At 45.1% G+C, this 18,479-nt stretch carries 16 protein-coding genes; 1 reads left to right on the forward strand and 15 read right to left on the reverse strand.

The annotated features are described in order from the left end of the window. Nucleotides 1–12 precede the first annotated feature (12 nt). The 6 genes from JNUCC22_RS17610 to JNUCC22_RS17635 form a co-directional block, all read right to left on the reverse strand. Complete coding sequence (locus JNUCC22_RS17610) at nucleotides 13–1,194, reverse strand: bacilysin exporter BacE (RefSeq protein ID WP_007407671.1); 1,182 nt, start codon at nucleotides 1,192–1,194, stop codon at nucleotides 13–15. Next, entirely contained in the window at nucleotides 1,191–2,609 is a 1,419-nt protein-coding gene (locus JNUCC22_RS17615; RefSeq protein WP_216061956.1) for an alanine--anticapsin ligase, read from the reverse strand. Before JNUCC22_RS17615 ends, JNUCC22_RS17610 begins: the two co-directional genes overlap by 4 nt. A gap of 17 nt (nucleotides 2,610–2,626) precedes the next feature. Beyond that, nucleotides 2,627–3,388 carry a dihydroanticapsin 7-dehydrogenase gene (gene bacC / locus JNUCC22_RS17620; RefSeq protein ID WP_007614483.1) on the reverse strand — a complete coding sequence of 254 codons (762 nt, stop codon included), beginning with the start codon at nucleotides 3,386–3,388 and terminating at the stop codon, nucleotides 2,627–2,629. After that, nucleotides 3,385–4,095 carry a 3-((4R)-4-hydroxycyclohexa-1,5-dien-1-yl)-2-oxopropanoate isomerase gene (locus JNUCC22_RS17625; protein ID WP_003151000.1) on the reverse strand — a complete coding sequence of 237 codons (711 nt, stop codon included), beginning with the start codon at nucleotides 4,093–4,095 and terminating at the stop codon, nucleotides 3,385–3,387. The genes bacC and JNUCC22_RS17625 overlap by 4 nt, the downstream gene beginning before the upstream one ends. Further along, nucleotides 4,085–4,699, reverse strand: coding sequence for a prephenate decarboxylase (locus tag JNUCC22_RS17630; protein ID WP_038460245.1), 615 nt, complete (start codon nucleotides 4,697–4,699; stop codon nucleotides 4,085–4,087). Before JNUCC22_RS17630 ends, JNUCC22_RS17625 begins: the two co-directional genes overlap by 11 nt. 160 nt (nucleotides 4,700–4,859) lie before the next feature. Beyond that, entirely contained in the window at nucleotides 4,860–6,098 is a 1,239-nt protein-coding gene (locus JNUCC22_RS17635; protein WP_007407675.1) for an MFS transporter, read from the reverse strand. Nucleotides 6,099–6,320: 222 nt separating this feature from the next. Here JNUCC22_RS17635 and JNUCC22_RS17640 point away from each other — a divergent pair, with 222 nt between their 5' ends. Beyond that, nucleotides 6,321–7,523 (forward strand): multidrug effflux MFS transporter, encoded by a 1,203-nt coding sequence (locus JNUCC22_RS17640; protein ID WP_015240794.1) that lies wholly within the window; start codon nucleotides 6,321–6,323, stop codon nucleotides 7,521–7,523. A 32-nt stretch (nucleotides 7,524–7,555) separates the two neighbouring features. Here the strand turns inward: JNUCC22_RS17640 and JNUCC22_RS17645 are convergent, their stop codons facing one another. The 9 genes from JNUCC22_RS17645 to JNUCC22_RS17685 all read right to left on the reverse strand — a co-directional run bounded on the left by JNUCC22_RS17645 (nucleotide 7,556) and on the right by JNUCC22_RS17685 (nucleotide 18,440). Continuing rightward, nucleotides 7,556–8,974 (reverse strand): amino acid permease, encoded by a 1,419-nt coding sequence (locus JNUCC22_RS17645; RefSeq protein WP_012118711.1) that lies wholly within the window; start codon nucleotides 8,972–8,974, stop codon nucleotides 7,556–7,558. Nucleotides 8,975–8,998: 24 nt separating this feature from the next. After that, nucleotides 8,999–10,681: a M20 family metallopeptidase gene (locus JNUCC22_RS17650; protein ID WP_216061957.1), complete on the reverse strand. Its 1,683-nt coding sequence runs from the start codon at nucleotides 10,679–10,681 to the stop codon at nucleotides 8,999–9,001. Between the two features lie 71 nt (nucleotides 10,682–10,752). Then, nucleotides 10,753–12,300 carry an L-glutamate gamma-semialdehyde dehydrogenase gene (gene pruA / locus JNUCC22_RS17655; RefSeq protein WP_216061958.1) on the reverse strand — a complete coding sequence of 516 codons (1,548 nt, stop codon included), beginning with the start codon at nucleotides 12,298–12,300 and terminating at the stop codon, nucleotides 10,753–10,755. Nucleotides 12,301–12,507: 207 nt separating this feature from the next. Further along, nucleotides 12,508–13,794, reverse strand: coding sequence for a Glu/Leu/Phe/Val family dehydrogenase (locus JNUCC22_RS17660; RefSeq protein WP_007614496.1), 1,287 nt, complete (start codon nucleotides 13,792–13,794; stop codon nucleotides 12,508–12,510). Between the two features lie 231 nt (nucleotides 13,795–14,025). After that, nucleotides 14,026–14,961, reverse strand: coding sequence for a sensor histidine kinase (locus JNUCC22_RS17665; protein ID WP_216061959.1), 936 nt, complete (start codon nucleotides 14,959–14,961; stop codon nucleotides 14,026–14,028). After that, the gene (locus JNUCC22_RS17670) at nucleotides 14,962–15,660 is read right to left on the reverse strand and encodes a response regulator transcription factor (protein ID WP_007614500.1); all 699 of its coding nucleotides are present in this window, start codon (nucleotides 15,658–15,660) and stop codon (nucleotides 14,962–14,964) included. Nucleotides 15,661–15,859: 199 nt separating this feature from the next. After that, a complete protein-coding gene (locus tag JNUCC22_RS17675; RefSeq protein WP_252729708.1) occupies nucleotides 15,860–16,630 on the reverse strand; it encodes a DUF4097 family beta strand repeat-containing protein in 771 nt (256 codons plus the stop codon). A 114-nt stretch (nucleotides 16,631–16,744) separates the two neighbouring features. Next, nucleotides 16,745–17,449, reverse strand: a complete 705-nt coding sequence (locus tag JNUCC22_RS17680) for an ABC transporter permease (protein WP_216061960.1) — start codon at nucleotides 17,447–17,449, stop codon at nucleotides 16,745–16,747. A gap of 64 nt (nucleotides 17,450–17,513) precedes the next feature. Further along, on the reverse strand, nucleotides 17,514–18,440 hold the full coding sequence (locus JNUCC22_RS17685; RefSeq protein WP_032876931.1) for an ABC transporter ATP-binding protein: 927 nt from the start codon (nucleotides 18,438–18,440) through the stop codon (nucleotides 17,514–17,516). Nucleotides 18,441–18,479 lie beyond the last annotated feature (39 nt).

Here is an 18,479-nt window from a genome sequence, read left to right on the forward strand (position 1 = left end):
CTGAAAGGCTCCTTATAAATGAATTTGCTCTGATTCGTTATTCCGTTCTGAAAAGGATTTATTGACCAGTTTTGTATGCAGAAACAGCCCGCTGACCAAAAGGACGATAAACGCCATGATGACTGCCGCGTCTACAATGTTGATCAGCATGGAACCGACGGCGATGCACAATCCGATGGATGCCTCCGCCACCGAAAAGATCCGGCCCTGAATCTGGTTCGCCGCGTTCTCCTGAACTTTGACCTTTGCCAGCACCTCACCGTATTCCATTGCGATAAAGAAAAGAATGGCGGCAATGACTGACACGGCGAAAATCGGGGTAAACAAAAACAGCGCAAGCGAGACGATCGATAACACTGTAAAATACATCAGCCCTTTATTGTTGTTAAAGCCCCATTTGCTGACAAGAGCGGCGCCGATAAAGCCGCCGAAGCCGATACAGAACGTCAGGATGAAATTGCCGATTTCCCCGTCGCCTAAAAAGCGGCTGACAATCGGGAAATAGCTGTAGACGACACCCCACAAAAGCGCCATCGTAATCATCGTGAACATGGCGTTTAACACAAAAGCATTTGTTTTGATTTCCTTCAGGCCTTCTTTAAACGACTGAAAAGCTTCTCTCACGTTTTCTGACTGAATCGGCACGTATTGAAGCTTAATGCGGCTGATGAAAAACGCGGAGACAAGATAGGTCACCCCGTTAAACGCGACGGCAAGCTCCACAGAACCGCCCAACAGAAAAAGTCCGCCGGCTGCAGCGCCGACAATAATCGAAATCGTCGTGGCTTTTGCAAACAAAGTGTTGATATTTTTAATATCCGCTTCTAAAGACGACATGACCGCGAGACGTGCCGGGTTAAAAAACACGCCGCTTCCGTAAGAAACAAACAGCAGCGCCAGAAAAAGCAGCGGATATTCGCCTTTCGGGAGAAATGTCAGCCCCAAAAAGATGACACCTCTGATCACATCCGTCCACAGCATGATTTTCACCCTGTCGAGCCGGTCCACGAGCACGCCTAAAAACGGCTGAAACACCATCGGAATACTGCGGACCGCGATGACGCCGGACGTCACCCAGTAGTCGTGATAGTATGTAGACAAAATGAGCAGGGCCGGGAGAACGCAATAGTCTCCCATAAACGAAAGCGCCTGCCCGAAAAGCAAATACTTAGAGTTCGGTTTCAGCTGTTTCATACCGGTAACGCATACTTTGCAGTCAGCTTCGCCTGCTGCTGAATTTGTTTGATTGATTCGGCCACGTCACCCGAATTGCTTCCTTTCAGCTCAAACGCCGCAATGCTGTTGAACGCTTCGAACAGCCGCAGATCGACGGATGTACCCGCTTCGGCCGCTGAGAAAGAAACGAGTTCGGTGTCTCCCTTTAAGACGCCATCGGGAATGTCAATGCTTTCAATGACGAAATCGACAGCCGTCTCAGGCAGCTGGCCGTTCTCTTTGAAATGCTGAGGATACAAGTGGCAATCGGCGACATAGCATGGCTCCTGCTCCAATAATCCTTTCGGCAGATCGGCTTCTTTTCCGAAACAGAGAACATCCAATAACAGCTGCGCCATATCGACGCCGAAGACCTTTTTAATATTCGGAATCATGTTCCAGCCCGCAAATCGTGCCGCTGATTCAATCAGTCCGGCTTCCCGGTTTTTCATTAATTTTATTTCTGTATGTGTTGCGCAGTTTTCGAGGCCTAGTCCTTCATTCGCCTTTTTGGCTGCTTCGACGATTTTCCGCTTCGCGTCATCATCCAGGATGGACGGCGTAATATGCGATGTCTCCGTGAATCCGATTTGCGGTGTTTTATCATGAATCGCGACGGGGAAGTATTCCCCGTCGGCCATGATGCCTTCTATGCTGATATAGTCGGAATAACCGCTTGTTTCGTACCAGTCGTCATACTCGCCCTGCAAAAACTCTTCCGCGATAAACGGCGCTTCAAACGTGACCGCTTTCGGTACGTTGATCGACTTTAGGTATTCATTGACTCTGTTAAATTCGGCTTCTGCCGTTTCCATCTCTTTGATAAGCGTCACGCCGATGGAGCTCGCCAGATATGTAGGCTTCAGAATGAGCGGCGTTCCGATTTCCTGAAGCGCGGCGCGGAAATCTTCCAGCGTCGTCACCCGTTTGTTTTTGATAGACTTGACGCCGGCCTGGTTGAAGGCGGCTCTCATTTTGTTTTTATCTCTGGCATTTTCAGCTGCCTGTACGCCCGCTCCCCGCAGGCCGAGACGTTCACACGCTTTTGCCATCGGAGCGATAAACAGTTCATTGTTGGTCGTAATGGCGTCAACCGCGAACATGCCGGCCACCTTGACGATTTCTTCGACTACTTCTTCCTCAGGTTTGTCATGATCTTCATGAGCCCAGTAAATCGAATCGGGATGCTCAAAATCAGCCAGACTCTTAAAATAGTCTTTATCTTTAATGACCGCGACCGAGTATTTTTCAATCAAGGCTGCATGAGAGGCTGTAATTGCAAAAGGCCTTGGAATAAAGCTGACAAGGTTGTATTTTTCAGCAGCGCTTTTATAAAACATATGCGGCGGGCATCCCCCAAGGTCAGCGATAACCAATACTGTTTTTCTCTCCATATGTAAACACTCCTTCTCTATTGTGCGGTGTATCCACCGTCTGCGGTGATCGCGCTTCCGGTCATATAGCTTGATAAATCCGACGCGAGAAACAGCATGACGTTCGCTATTTCTTCAGGCTTGCCGAGTCTCAGCAGCGGATTGACTTTCGCTTTTTCTTTTTTGATTTCTTCAAGCGTGCCTTCGTTGTTTTCAAGGAACGACTTTTCATTCAAAGGTGTGTCAATGATTCCCGGGCACACGCAATTGACGCGGATGTTGTGTTTGGCGTAATCGACGGCCATCGAACGCGTCAGCTGCAATACGCCGCCTTTAGAGGCGTTATATGCGGGAATGTCGGGCCATGCAACGACTCCTCCGACGGAGCACGTGTTAATGATATTGCCCTTGCCGCTTTTGAGCATATACTTGAGCGCGTGCTTGCTCATAAGAAACATGCCCGTCAGATTGACGTTGAGCACCTTGTCCCAATCGCTCAGCTCCATCTCATGAATCGGGGCGACAATTTCGATGCCGGCGTTATTGATTAACACGTCCAATCCGCCGAACTTGTCCGCCGCTGACCGGATGGCGTTTTGACATGCCGGTTCATCTGTAATATCCGTCCGGACAAAATGCAGCCTGTCATTGTTTTCTTTCCGGATCATCGCTTCTCCCTGCGCCTCATCAATATCCGCGACGACCACATTCGCCTGCTGATTCAGAAACGCCTGAACCGCGGCATAACCGATGCCTGATGCGCCCCCTGTGATGAGGACGGTTTTATCCGTCAGGTTCATGACTCTTTCGCCTCTAATTTTTTCGCTTTTGCTCTGTTATAGCGCGGAGGGAAAAAGATATTGACTGATTTTGAATCTTTTTCAAATCTGTTGATGGCGCCGTGATCTTCTCTCGGATCGCAGAAATAAGCTGTGCCGAATGTCATATCCACTTTGCAGCCTTCAATGGTCATATCATAGCCGCCGCCTATGCAAATGCCGATCTGTTCATTGCGGTGTTTATGGAACGGCATTTCTCCCCCGTTGCCCGGAATGTTGGCAAGCATGATTTCCACCCAGTCTTCCACGAAGAACGTGACTTCCATCCCAGGCAATAAGTCTCTCGTTTTAAAAATATTCAAAAAATAGTCCTCGGGGCTTGTGTAGGTTTCACCGGCTTTCAGGCGTTTGATATCAATGGCGATCACTTCTTGATCCGTCTCATTTCTTGCGCCGTGAGGTACGTTAGGAGGCGCGATATAGGCTGATTCCAGCGCTGTCATCTTTCTTGTGACATCTCCGACAGTCATGGACAGCTCGCCGGAAACGACAAGGCCGATTTGGACTTCCTTATGCTGATGCGGTTCCACGTTTGTATGCGGCGGAACGTAAGAAAGCAGAACTTCCGTATCCCCTCTGACAGACGAATATTGTCTTACTCCGTTATCCCATTCTATTAATTTAGGCGTCGGGAAATAAAGTTCCTGCAAATCTTGTTCAGTTTTCATCATGAATCTCTCCTTTTCCGAATAATGACCAGCTCATGGGAATGCTTTTAAATGTTTTGACAAAGTGAAGGCCGTACTTTTGTCTGGCCAGCTCATTTGTCAGCGCGATGTCGGACAAACCGTCCTTCACTCTTTTCGCGGCTGCGCTCGTCGAGTTCACCAGATCAAACGTGACATCTTTACGGGTAAAATACTTAATCAAATTGATAGGAGACGGGTGGGATACGATGACAGTCTTATCAAGCATGTCATCCGTATATTTAAAACCGGGCCGGACAGCCAGGCCGTACATCGGGGTGTCGCACCTGAAAATTTGCAGAAGCTGCAGATCCGGTCTCATGTAGAAGTGCTTAATGCCGTCATACGCGTGAGGTACAATTGTGTATTCCAGCGGACTTTGAAGCGTTTTTTCAATGCACGATTCAAATGTATCATGCAGTGATAGTTTGCTGTTCACCCCTTGGAGAAGGGTAAAATTGGTGATGAAGTTTTTTGCTGCGTACTCACTGCTTGTCCCTTCAGGACCGAGCGTGTTGATCGTAATCAGTTTAGATATTGAATAAGCCTTGCTTTTTGTTTGAATGCTATTATCCAATATAATCATGAGCACCAACCAATCTGTTAAATTTTAAGTAAATATTATCCATAGATGTTCAAGCTGTCAATATTATTTGAAAATATTGATAATTATTCCTATATATTAGAAAACACCCTATGACATAGGGTGTTAAAATTAACATTTATAAAATTATAGAAACTTTATTTTACCGATACAATGATTGGTCGGCCTGATGCTCATATTTCCCATACCTTCTGTATGCGAAAACGCTGAGGACAAAGCCGATGAGGGTGACGGCCGCACAAATAAATCCGACAGCTGCATATCCGTATCCGACATAGACCGGACCCATGACAGCAGAACCCAAGGTGACGGCCAAATTGGACGCCAGGCTGTAAAATGCCATGATTTTGCCCCGGCGGCTCTGTGAGCAATCACTTAAAATGGTGCTGAGCAAGGTCACCGTCAGGCTTTGCATCAATCCCCAGACGAATAACCCGATAACCAAAAACGGCATTGATGACGGCGCATAGGCGAGACAGGAAAGCCATATGCTGATCACGGCCAATGCCGCGATCAAAGAGCGCATTTTCCCCGCCTTATCTGCGATTTTTCCGGTGAACACGCTCATGGAAAAACCGATTCCGTACACCATGATCAGCAGCCCTGAAGCTGTATTTCCCCCCGGCAGCACGCGGTGAAGATATGTGCCGAGAAAGGAATACATGCCGTAAAAACCGATCATGTTGCAAAAAGTGATCGTGAGGTATACAGGGACACGGGGCACCTTCAGCGCATCCCGGAAAGTGCCTGCCTGCCGTCCGTTTTCCTCTTCTGTTTTATCCCCATCCGCCGTGCTGCGGCGCGCCTCAATGAAAATGAGCGAAGCAACGAGGACAGACATGAGGGCGAAAATCCAAAACGTCCACCGCCAATTTAAAACGCCGCCGATAAAAGAGCCGATCGGAACGCCGAAAATCAAAGCGAGCGACCAGCTTGACACGATCAGGCCCATCACCTTGCCGCGGTACGCATAAGGCACACGGTCGCCGACCACCGCATAAGCTGTCGGCACAAACGCACCCGCCGCAAGCCCGGAAAGCGCCCTGCCCAGAAAGAAGAAAAAGAGATTGTGCGCCAACGCGCAGATCACCGTGCCGGCCGTAAATATAAGCAGCCCCGTCATCAGGCTGAGTTCCCGGGAATATTTATCTCCCAGCGGAACGAGAAGCGGCGCGCCGATAAAAATCATCACTCCGTAAATACTGATGGAAAGCGCCAGCACACTGACATCCGAGCTGAAAGCCCGCGCTAAATCCGGAAGCAGCGGAGAAATCACCAGCTCTTCAGAACCGGCGGCAAATACGCCTAATGTCAAAGCAAGCGCGAGACAGATCGGAAATCGGCGTTTCGTTTCGATGTGATCGGTTTGTTTGCTGTTCATGCTCTTTGAACACCTCTTCCGTAAAACTTTTCTACCTTTTGTTGTTTTATAGTTTAGCATCCTTATGTTTCATTTTACATTTCACATGAAAACTAATTCCAATTTTTTATTTACATTCAGATTTTAAATAAAATATTTAGTTTGTATTCAATAAATGATATAAAATACGCCGTCTGGTTATGCTATAGTGATAGAATCATTTGTTAAGGTGGGGGTCATGGAATGAATAACGCTGATTCAAAGGCCGCCCGCGCAGGCCTCGGCATGGTACTGATTCTCGGGACGCTCGCTTCATTCGGGCCGCTTTCGCTCGATATGTATCTGCCCGCTTTGCCTGAGGTGGCGGCCGATCTTCATACGACAGCGTCACTTGCGCAGCTGAGCCTGACGTTTTGTCTTTTGGGGCTGGCGGTCGGGCAGATCGTTGTCGGGCCGCTCAGTGATATGATCGGGCGCCGGAAGCCGCTCATTCTGTCATTGCTGCTTTATACGCTGTCTTCTTTATTATGCGCCTTCAGCCCTTCTGTTTCGTTTTTAATTGTCATGAGGTTTATTCAAGGATTCACCGGGGCGGCCGGAATCGTCATCGCACGGGCGTCCGCACGCGATATGTATTCCGGAAAAGAATTGACGGCTTTTTTCTCATTACTGATGCTCGTCAATGGGGCGGCACCGATTTTAGCGCCGATTACAGGGGGATTTATCCTTCAGTTCGCCGGCTGGAAAATCGTATTTGTCGTGCTGGCGGTGATCGGCTGTATCATTTCTGCCGCCGTGCTTACGGCGTTGCCTGAATCACTCCCGCCGGAAAAGCGGACAAGCGGCGGACTCCGGGAGACGCTGATGACGTTTCGCGGCCTGCTTGGCGACCGGATGTTTATGGGATTTGCGCTCAGCCAGGCATTTGTGATGACCGGCATGTTCGCATATATTGCCGGATCGCCGTTTGTACTGCAAAACATCTACGGTGTATCGGCGCAAATGTTCAGCCTGCTGTTCGCCGTAAACGGTGCGGGAATCATATGCGCCACTCAAATCACCGGACGGATGGCCAAAACACATGATGAACGGAAGCTGTTTGTCTCCGGACTGTTGATCGCCGTCATCGGAAGCATCGCTTTGCTTTTATCACTTGCGTTTGGTTCAGGCCTGACGGCGGTCTGCATTTCTTTATTCATCATTGTTTCTTCTGTCGGGATCGTCACGACGACGGGATTTTCTCTGGCTATGCAGAAACAGGAGAAAGGCGCGGGAAGCGCTGCAGCTCTTCTCGGACTCCTGCCCTTTATCGGCGGTGCGGCTGCCGCTCCCCTGGTCGGTATTGCCGGAGAAGAAAATGCCTGGCCGATGGCCGTCAGCATTTTCGGTTTTCAGTTCTGTGCCGTTCTATCCTATGTGCTGTCGGCAAAACGGAAAACAAAGTAAAGCCCGCCGCTTTTTGCGGAGGGCTTTTTTTCTTATCCGGCAGCGCCTTTTTCCGAAGAAGCCGGCTCACGCTTCAGGCGTTTTTTGATACCGAAGTGATAATACGCGTAACAAATGATCATCAGCGGGACGCCGCAGTACAGACCGATACGCTGGTCGGGGATAAAGATGAGACTGATTAAGATAAGACCGTAAACCGAAAATCCGAGAATCGGCACGATCGGATAAAGAGGCGTTTTAAATGCAAGGTCTTTCAGATTTCCTCCTTCAGCGAGAAAGCGTCTTCGGAAAACGAATTGTGAAGCGCAGATTGACATCCACGCGACGACGGTAATCATACCGGAGATGGAAATGAGCCACACATACACCGTTTCAGCCGCGAATACACTTGTCAGCAGGGATAAACCGGAGATGGCGATGGTGATGGAAAGAGCTTTCAGAGGCACGCCTTTTTTCGTCAGTTTCGTTAAGGAAGCGGGGCCCATCTTAGTTTTTGATAGGGACCACATCATTCTGGACGAAGCGTACAGCCCGGAATTCGCCACCGACAGCATGGCGGTCAGAATGACAAAGTTCATGATATCAGCCGCATAGGGAACGCCGATTTTATCCAGCACAGCCACAAACGGGCTTTCGATGACGCCTGCCGTTTGGTACGGCAAAATGGACACGAGAACAAACATCGCCAGCACGAAGAAAAACAGCGTCCGCCATATGACGTTTCGAATTGAGCGGGGAAGCGTCTTTTCCGGATTTTCGCTTTCTCCCGAGGCGATTCCGACCAGCTCGGTGCCCTGGAATGAAAAATTCACCATGACAAGGGTAAATAGCACGGCTTGGGCACCGTTCGGGAAAAGCCCTTTGTCCGTCGTAAAGTTTGACAGATACGGAGCCGTCTGCCCGCCGTTAAAACCGACAAAGCCGAATACCGCAGCGCAGCCGAGAATAATAAACAATACAATGGCCATGACCTTAATGCTGGAAAACCAAAATTCCATTTCCGCAAAACTCCGCGCAGACAGCGCGTTAATGGAAAAAATGACGACGCCGAATACAAGGCACCACACCCAAATCGGAACGGCCGGAAACCACCGCTGCATTAAAATCCCCGCCGACGTCAGTTCAAGCCCCACTGTATTGGCCCAGCTGAATGCGTACATCCATCCGATCGTAAAACCCGTCGACGGCCCGAGAAACTTTGCGGCATACGCTTGAAATGATCCTGCGACCGGCATGGCGACCGCGAGCTCCCCCAAACAAAGCATCACCAGATACATTAAAAATCCGCCGATCACATAAGCCAATATCGCGCCGATCGGTCCCGCTTCACTGATCGTAAAACCGGAGCCCAGAAAAAGCCCCGTCCCGATCACGCCGCCGAGGGCGATCATAAACAAATGCCGGCCCTTCATCGTGCGCTGCAATTCAGTTTGATTGGTATCTCCCTGCATATACATCCCCCTTATTCTGTTATGTCAGCCATTTGTGCGTATGTCTAATCGGTAGCTGTGCAAAAGGTGCATTGTTGTCTGCTGAATGAGTTCCGGCAGCACATGGAATGTGTACGGCTTGTACACGCGTTCCGTCCATTTATGGCCGTCCTTTCCGTATACCCCTATATTGACCGACGGAATATTCAATTCCCTGATTTCTTTAAAAGGAATCGTCCCGATGACATCCCAGCCCGGAAAATTATCGGTAAAGGCGGAGACCTCCTCGTCTGTTTCATGCAGCGATAAAAAGCTTCCGTCCGCTAAATAAGGGAAAAACTTTTTAAAGACGAATGTTTCTCCGGTTGATGCCGCTGTTTTATCGACCGCTTCTTGAATGACATGCTGCAAAAGCCGGTCCCGTGTGCTCTCTTCTTTCAGATAATTGTGCGGAAGGTAAGGCGGCGCATAGAAAATAATGACCTTGGCTCCCTGCTCAGGATCGAGTTTTTGCAGTTCCTCGACGGCTTTAAAGCATCTCATCCGCAGTTCAAGATGTTCATATGTTTTAAATGTCTGCTCGATACACTGTGCAGGGTCTATCCCGCGGTTTCTCAGCCTTTTCAGGTAATCTTCCAGACTGTACACTTGAACGTTCCATGACATCTCTTTTTTCGGCAGGCTCGTTCTCTCGCAGTATTCGTCATAATAATCAGATAATTTCCACTCTGTCTCTCTGCAGGCTTCGTCAGCCACGGCAGTCAGCTGATCCATGACTTCTTTGGCTGTTTTCTCGTAAATAAAATAATTAAAATAGACATAGCTGCTGACGGCGGTCTGCACGTTATACGCTTCCTTATTGTCACGCTGGTACAGGCAGGTCGGCGGAAGCACAAGCTCCCCTTCAATGTTTTCCGCCATATGAATATTGTTGTGAATTCTTCTGGTGATTTCTGATGCGATCAAATTCGGGTCGATGCCGGACAGCGTATCACCGACATGCACCTCCCGCCCGTAAATCGCAAAGCAAGGCAAAAGCTTCCCTGCCGCGCCCGTGTAGATGTACCTTGTCGTGTCACCCTCATACAGCGGCGTGATAAAATCGTTATTAATCGCTGCTAAATAACGAAGCTGCTTTTCTTGTTTCAGCCGTTTTAATTCAGAAATGCTGGTTAAAATGCCGGAATGCTGGCTTTCTTCATCCGGGTTTGCCATGAACAGAATATGGCCCGGCAGCTGATCGCGCCGTTCAGAAAAGTGAAGCAGATTGGCGAGATGAACGGCAATACCGCTCTGCATATCAACCGAACCCCTTCCGAACATCCACTCGCCTGAGCGGGCGTCCCGCTGCACATCCCGATCAAATTCATAGTTTGAGAAATATTCCGCGAGACGGTCGGAATCAAAAGCGATATCTTTTAAAGGGCCGAAATCCTCGATGCCGACCGTATCAAGATGAGCGTGATAAATGACCGTATTCAGGCTTTCGCCGTTTCCCTCAATAAATGCGAAAATATTTTTGCGGCCGTAAGGGTCCTCAGGTATCGCCTGCTCCCACACATGTGAGGGATTCTCCTGAAAGTAGGGAAAGCTCTTAATCATATCTTTGATATAGTCGGCTTTTTTTCCTTCTCCCAATGTGCCGTTGATGCTGTTTAACGCCACCAGTGATTTCGTAATGGCTTCTATTTTCTCCTCCGGAAGCATTTTGCTGAGCTGCTGATACATATTCCATCCTCCTTACCCTCATATAGAGAAAATAGCGCGACTCTCTTTTTCATCGCGCTATTTCCGAAAGATTAATAGGCTTCAGACGTTGTTTTTGCCTGCATATGAAGAATCAGATAGTCAGGTCCTCCGGCTTTTGAATCGGTTCCTGACATATTGAAACCGCCGAACGGCTGGTATCCGACAATCGCTCCCGTACATCCGCGGTTGAAGTATAGATTCCCGACGTGAAAATCTTCGCGGGCGCGTTCAATGTGCGCGCGGGTTTTCGATAACAGAGCGCCCGTCAGTCCGTAATCGGTATTATTGGCAATCTCAAGCATATGGTCGAAATCACGGGCTTTTGAGATCGCGACGACCGGCCCGAAAATTTCCTCCTGCATCAGGCGGGCGTTTTCATCAACATCCGCAAAAATGGTCGGCTGAATAAAGTATCCTTTTGAATCATCACCTTCGCCTCCCGTCAGGAGTTTTCCTTCTGTTTTGCCGATTTCGATATAACTCATGACTTTATTATAAGATGCTTCGTGGATGACTGGCCCCATGTATGTATCAAAATCTTCCGGACTTCCGACGGTGAGTGATTTTGTTAAAGCGACGGCTTTTTCAACAACTTCATCATAGACGTCCTGATGAATGACCGCACGGGAACCGGCTGAACATTTTTGGCCTGAGAATCCGAAGGCGGAATACACGATTGAGGAAGCGGCAAGATCAAGATCAGCATCTCTGTCTACAAGCACCGTATCTTTCCCTCCCATTTCGGCAATGACCCGTTTCAGCCACTTTTGGCCCGGCTGTACTTTTGCGGCGCGTTCATAGATGCGGCATCCGACCGCGCGGGAGCCTGTAAACGACACAAATCTCGTCTTCGGATGCTCAACCAGATAGTCGCCGATTTCTCCTCCGTCGCCCGGTATGAATTGGAGCACGCCGTCCGGCAGGCCCGCTTCTTTCATCACTTCAACGAATTTCGCCGCCACGACAGGCGCCGCATCCGCCGGTTTCAGCAGTATCGTGTTGCCTGTTACGATGGCTGCCGCCGCCGTTCCCGCCATGATCGCAAGCGGGAAGTTGAATGGAGAAATGACGATTCCCACCCCAAGCGGCTCATAGTGATACTGATTATATTCTCCGTCACGGCTCTTTACAGGGGAACCGTCTTTCAGTTTCAGCATCTGGCGGGCATAATACTCTAAAAAATCGATCGCTTCCGCCGTATCAGCATCCGCTTCCTTCCACGGTTTTCCCGCTTCTTTCACTAGATACGCGGAGAATTCGTGCTTTCTTCTGCGGATGATCGCCGCCGCTTTAAACAGCACATTCGCGCGGTGTTCCGGCCGTGCTTTTTTCCATGTTTGAAATGCCTGCAGCGCAGCCTGCATAGCCTTTTCCGCAAGTTCTTTTCCGGCTGCCGATACAGAACCGATCACTTCTTTTTTATCTGCCGGATTGACGGAAATGATCTTTTTATCCGTTTCAATCGCTTCACCGTTGATAATAAGCGGATAATGCTTGCCGAGCTGTGAATTCACATAAGCCAGCGCTTCCTGAAACGATTGTTTATTTGTCTCTTCCTGAAAATTTGTAAATGGTTCGTGTGCGTATGAAACTGTCATTAGAATTCCTCCCCGTATTTTGTAATGTGTGCTCACGCTTTATGATGATGCAAGAAGCATACCAGCATAGCAATTTGTGATAAAAATAAGAAAATCTTTGCCGAAAGCGGACGAAGCTTGTCCGAATCTGTCAGCTGTAATCTGAAAACGCAAAGAAATTTTGCGATCCGCTATATAACTGATGCAAAATCTCTTTGCGGATAACACTTATACCCAGCCGCGGAACCGGGCCGCTTCAGCCGACTTTCTGATGCCCGTCATATAGGCGGCTAAACGCATATCGACTTTGTGGGTATGCGCTGTCTGATAAATGGATTCAAACGAATTCACCATGACGCTGCGCAGTTTTCCGGCGACTTCCTCCTCAGACCAGTAAAAGCCTTGATTATTTTGCACCCATTCAAAATAAGACACCGTCACGCCGCCGGCGCTTGCCAAAATATCCGGCACGAGAAGTACGCCTCTTTCATTCAGGATTTTCGTGGCGTCTATCGTTGTCGGCCCGTTCGCCGCCTCCACAATGATTGAAGCTTTAATGTGATGGGCGTTTTCAGCCGTAATCTGATTGGAGATTGCGGCAGGCACGAGAATATCACAGTCCTTTTCCAGCAGCTCCCGGTTCGTTATGACATCCGAGAAGAGATTCGTCACCGTGCCGAAGCTGTCCCGCTTATCCAGCAGGTAATCAATGTCAAGGCCGTCAGGATCATACAAAGCGCCGTGGGCGTCTGAGATGCCGATCACCTTGGCGCCGGCGTCATGCATAAATTTAGCGAGAAAGCTCCCCGCATTTCCGAACCCCTGAATGATGATCCGCGCATTTTCCAATGGAATCCCTTTTTTCTTAACGGCTTCCTCAATACAAATCGTGACGCCTTGCGCGGTCGCTGTCTCCCGCCCATGTGAACCGCCGAGAACGATCGGTTTGCCCGTAATGAATCCCGGTGAATCAAATTCTCTCAGGCGGCTGTATTCGTCCATCATCCATGCCATAATCTGTGAGTTGGTATATACGTCGGGAGCCGGAATATCCTTTGTCGGACCGACGATCTGGCTGATCGCACGCACATATCCGCGGCTCAGCCGTTCCAGCTCTCCGAATGACATCGTCCGCGGATCACAGATGATGCCGCCTTTTCCGCCCCCGTAAGGAAGATTTGTGATGCCGCATTTTAAAGTCATCCAGATGGAAAGCGCCTTGACCTCTTCTTCACTGACTTCCGGATGAAACCGCACGCCCCCTTTTGTCGGGCCGACTGCGTCATTATGCTGTGAGCGGTAGCCCGTGAAAACCTGTACTGAGCCATTGTCCATTTTGACAGGGATGCGGACGGTTAAAAGCCGCATCGGCTCTTTCATCAGTTCATACATATTGTCAGGATAGCCCAGTTTGCGCAGGGCTTCTTTTATGATCGATTGTGTTGACAAGAACAAATTAAGAACTTCTTTTTCTTCATCTTTCTGATTGCTTTTAGAAAGCGGGTTGGCTGACATGTTTTATCACCTCATCGTATTTTACGTGTAAGCTTCAATTACCGGCAGAACAAAATGTAAGCGCTTTTACACCAAAACCCATCAATCCCTTTCACATTGTCGTTACGCCCCTTTTTATATGCAAGATTCATGCCAGGTTTTTGTGTGTAAAAAAAGAGACTGTTGTCAGCCTCTCAGATTAAAGAGAAAGGGGATTTGAAGACGTATATAGAAGAAACCTCACTGCTTTTATTAAAATTTAATACGTCTTAAACGTACAGAAAACGTTGTTTCTTTGAAGGGGACACTATTTAGAGATATACTTCCTTCCATTTGCTCTACTAATCTCTTAGTAATCGTCAGCCCCAATCCGCTTCCCTGATAATTGGTATTTCTCGAGTCCTCCAATGTGTACATTCGTTCAAAGACACGGTCTTTATGCATTTCATTTATTCCTTTTCCTTTATCTGATATTTCTACAAAAACATCATTATCAGTTATTCTGATCTTTAAACCCACCATCTTACCATCGGAACCATATTGAATTGCATTCGTAATTAAATTATTCAGAACCCTCTCAATTGCCTCTTCATCTCCGCTAACAAAGATAGAATCATCGGGTATATCAATCACTACTTCAAATTCTTTGCTGATTAAAATTTCGTAGTAATCCAAAATTATTTTTCGGCTGACTTCACATATGTCAATTCGTGAAGAATTTAATTTTTTATCTCCTGACTCTAATTTTACAAGTTCAAAAAAACGGTTTATTAACGCTAATACCTCGACCGTTTTTAAATTAACTGTTTTTAGTAAACTCATAACCTTTTCCGAAGTCAGACTTTTATCGTTATTTATAATTTCAATATAACCTAGTATAACTGTTAAAGGCGTCTTTAAATCGTGTGAAATATTTGATAACATTTTTCGCATGGACAGTTCAATACTATTGTAGTTCCCTTTGATCTTTTGATTATGGTCTAAAAGACGGTTTATTTGAATTAACAAGGATTTTATATATTTATCTTCCGTGTTAAGCAATAATCTTTCGCCTGTCTCTTCATTAACAACTTTTCGAAGTTTATTTCTTATATATTTAATCTCAGTCCTTAGATTTAATCGGCTTCGGAAAAGAAATATATTTACTGCTGCAGAGCATATGAATAAAATAACCACTAGATAAAACATTCAAAAATCTCCCAACTTATAACCGATTCCCCACAAAGTTTTTATGTACATTGGATGAGATGGATCGTCCTCAATTTTCTCTCTGAGCCGTCTAATATGAACATTAATTACATTCTCATCTCCATGATACTCATCTTCCCATACGGATTTATAAAGTTGAGACTTAGTATATACTTGTGAAGGATTAGAAATAAAGAGTTTTAAAATATTAAATTCTTTTGCCGTGAGATTAATCTTTTCATTGAATTTTTTAACAGAAAAGCCATGCAGGTCAACACTTAAATCACCTATTTTAATGATTTTTTCTTCCTTTGAAGACAGGGAGCTCTTATAGTGTCTTTCTCTTCTAATGGTTGCTTTAATTCTGGCTATTACCTCCAGCATAGAAAAAGGTTTAGAAATATAATCATCAGCCCCGAGGCCGAGACCAAGTGCCTTATCTACATCTTCATCTTTTGCAGACATGATAAGAACGGGAACCATACTTTTGGAACGAATCATTCTTAAACATTCCATCCCATCTATCTTCGGAAGCATTAAATCCAACAATATAACCTCAAACTTTTGGTTGTTCAATATGTCTAAAGCTTCTTCACCATCAAAAGCTGCTGTTACTTCAAACCCTTCTTTCGTTAAGCTTTCGCTTACCATATCGCTTATGAATTGGTCGTCTTCTACAATTAATATTTTGTAACCCAAGCTTTCCGCTCCTTAAATATAAAACTGATATTCTTAATTCACTGTTTATTTCAATCATTATACAGATAATTAATCTCATTATGATTATTTTTTATACAAAAGGAGATAAATATTCCAAAACATTTTAAATACAAACAAATAAGACAACCATTCTTCAATAGCGGGAATTGTTGTCTTGTGTTTTTCTCTTTTTATCTTTTTATCTCACCTTTATCGAACCATCTTCACTAGATAGACTTACTTTATTACTTCCCGCGCCTATTTCACCTTTTTTCAGTTTTACGCCATCATGGCTCTTATTAAGCCCATCTAGATCAAACGTTACATCAGAATTACTCTGAGCAAAAACAGCAAGTGAAGTTGGCGCTTTTTTATAAGATACACCTATACCTCCTGATTTCGTATTTACTGATAAAGATTTTCCTTCTGTTATGTCCTTGATTGAAACCGCTCCATCTTTAGAAGTAACCTTTACATTGGAACTATGTATTTCCTTCATCTCGTTATCGCCGCTTGCAGATGTTATATTTAATTTCTCAAAAGAACTATTTTCAACGCTTAACGCCCCATCCTTGGATGAAAACTTTCCAGTATGAGCCGAAACATTATTGATTTTTTCATCACCGGAATGATTATCAACGACAATATTTTCAGCTGAAATTTCACTTAATTGTATATTCCCATCTTTATTGGTTATTTCAATATTGTTCATCCTTGAATCGGGAACATTAATATAGATTGTGCCGCCCCGCTTCCCAAAAGTAAATCCATCCAAAAAGCCGCCATTCTTTTGTTCTTTTTGACTAACGAACAAATCCCCCCCATCTCCTTGAAATGTAACTGGATCCTTATTTTTCTGCTTCCCCTCAGCAGATATTGTTACCTTATTTGAATTACTCTTTTTAAACTTCACATCCCATGAGTCAGTATATACTTTTAAAGTATCAATTTTTTCAACATTGTAGGACACGTTCTTTTTAAAGTTTTTTGTATCTGTCTTATAAAGGCTTAAAACAATTCCGCCGATTACGATTAACAGTGCACATGATGCTATAATCTTTCATTGTATAATTTCTCCTTTTATCTACAATAAATCTTTCTGATCCACCTTACGGTAAGAAAGATAACCCACTAAAAAACCAAATAAACAAAGTATAATTGGAATGATAATAAATTGACTTAAACTGACTGTTTCTCCTCCGTCGGAAACTGTTGCATTGATAAAGACCCCGATTATGACAGCCCAAGTGATTGTAGCAGAAGTTGATTTTTTTCTCATGCCGAAAAATAAAGGAATCAGACTCACTCCTCCCATCATAAAAGCGGTGAGAAGAGTCGATGGCATAGCGGAAATAACTTCACTCATTTCAACAGGCTTCTCGAATAAATATAAGTGCGGACTCACGAAGAGAATTAACAAGTTAATAACAAACGTAGCAATAACAATACTTACAAAGCAGAATAGGAAGACAATAGATAGTTTAGCTTGCATTAATTTTTTTCTTTGTAAAGGATAAGTAAACAGCAATTGTATTGTTTTATTTTTATATTCATCAATAACTAAACGGGATAAAATCACAGCAGAAAAACTAATAAACACAATTCTAATTAAAATATTAGTTAGAGATATAAAATCTGCATAATCACGAAACATAAGTTCATTTTCATTTTTAGATTCCCATCCCATAAGAGCCGCTAAGGCAAAGATGATGAATATCCAAAGTGCCACCCATTTAAAATACTGTGATAAGTGATGTTTTTTGTACTCTAATTTCATAAGTTTTAACATGCTAATAGCCTCCAGCAGAAGAATTTAAGACAATGCAAATAGGTGCATAACACAGACGGGCAATCTATCTAGTGTGTATTCCCTCCCCATTCATAGAATTTAAGAAGTATTCTTCTAAAGAACTGTGTTTTTTATTTATACTTTCTATACCAATGTCATTCAGAATAAGTGCTTTAGAGATTTCTTGTTGTGTAACTGCTGTTTCATAGATACGAATTAATTGTTGATCAATCATTTTAAAATTTCTTATCCCCAGATTTTGCTCTAAAATATATAACGCTTTTTTTATATTTTGGACTTTTACCTCTATATACTCTGTTTGTTTTCCGTTTATACTCTTCATAGAAACTTCTTTTATTAACTTCCCATTCTGTATGATACCAACAGTATCTGACATTTGTTCCATTTCGGCTAAAATGTGACTGGAGACTAATAATGTAATTCCATATTCTCTGCAAAGTAACTTAAAGAGATCCCTCAACTCTTTTATACCTATTGGATCCAGGCCATTAATCGGCTCGTCTAAAATGAGAAGTTCTGGTCTTGTAGAAATAGCTCTGGCTATTCCTAACCTTTGTTTCATTCCTAAAGAAAACTCTTTCACTTTTTTATTATCAATATTATGTAACTTTACAAGCTCGATAGCGTGGTCAATGGATTTTTTATCGTAATAGCCCATATATTCACAATGGAAATCTAAATTTTCTTTAGCAGTGAGGTTGTCATAGAAAATGGGATATTCAATAATGGTGCCCATTCTTTTTAAAACTTCAAATGACGTATCCGTTAATTTCTCACCGAAAATTTCTATTTCACCACTTGTAGGCTTGATTAAATTTGTAATCATTTTCATAATGGTTGTTTTACCTGCACCATTGGGACCCAAGAATCCATAAATCTCCCCTTTTTTCACGTGCATATTAACCCCGGAAACAACTTCTTTTCCTTTAAATGTTTTTGTAAGCTGACTCGTTTTTAAGATGTATGTCATTCGCTTTCCCCTTTCCATATCTACTCCTACTATATAAAG

The organism is Bacillus sp. JNUCC-22 (assembly GCF_018861275.1).
Taxonomy (GTDB): Bacteria; Bacillota; Bacilli; order Bacillales; family Bacillaceae; genus Bacillus; species Bacillus velezensis.

Coding starts and splice junctions, on each gene's coding strand:
- JNUCC22_RS17610 (WP_007407671.1), bottom strand. CDS start 1,194: ATGAAACAGCTGAAACCGAACTCTAAGTATTTGCTTTTCGGGCAGGCG.
- JNUCC22_RS17615 (WP_216061956.1), bottom strand. CDS start 2,609: ATGGAGAGAAAAACAGTATTGGTTATCGCTGACCTTGGGGGATGCCCG.
- bacC (WP_007614483.1), bottom strand. CDS start 3,388: ATGAACCTGACGGATAAAACCGTCCTCATCACAGGGGGCGCATCAGGC.
- JNUCC22_RS17625 (WP_003151000.1), bottom strand. CDS start 4,095: ATGAAAACTGAACAAGATTTGCAGGAACTTTATTTCCCGACGCCTAAA.
- JNUCC22_RS17630 (WP_038460245.1), bottom strand. CDS start 4,699: ATGATTATATTGGATAATAGCATTCAAACAAAAAGCAAGGCTTATTCA.
- JNUCC22_RS17635 (WP_007407675.1), bottom strand. CDS start 6,098: ATGAACAGCAAACAAACCGATCACATCGAAACGAAACGCCGATTTCCG.
- JNUCC22_RS17640 (WP_015240794.1), top strand. CDS start 6,321: ATGAATAACGCTGATTCAAAGGCCGCCCGCGCAGGCCTCGGCATGGTA.
- JNUCC22_RS17645 (WP_012118711.1), bottom strand. CDS start 8,974: ATGCAGGGAGATACCAATCAAACTGAATTGCAGCGCACGATGAAGGGC.
- JNUCC22_RS17650 (WP_216061957.1), bottom strand. CDS start 10,681: ATGTATCAGCAGCTCAGCAAAATGCTTCCGGAGGAGAAAATAGAAGCC.
- pruA (WP_216061958.1), bottom strand. CDS start 12,300: ATGACAGTTTCATACGCACACGAACCATTTACAAATTTTCAGGAAGAG.
- JNUCC22_RS17660 (WP_007614496.1), bottom strand. CDS start 13,794: ATGTCAGCCAACCCGCTTTCTAAAAGCAATCAGAAAGATGAAGAAAAA.
- JNUCC22_RS17665 (WP_216061959.1), bottom strand. CDS start 14,961: ATGTTTTATCTAGTGGTTATTTTATTCATATGCTCTGCAGCAGTAAAT.
- JNUCC22_RS17680 (WP_216061960.1), bottom strand. CDS start 17,449: ATGTTAAAACTTATGAAATTAGAGTACAAAAAACATCACTTATCACAG.
- JNUCC22_RS17685 (WP_032876931.1), bottom strand. CDS start 18,440: ATGACATACATCTTAAAAACGAGTCAGCTTACAAAAACATTTAAAGGA.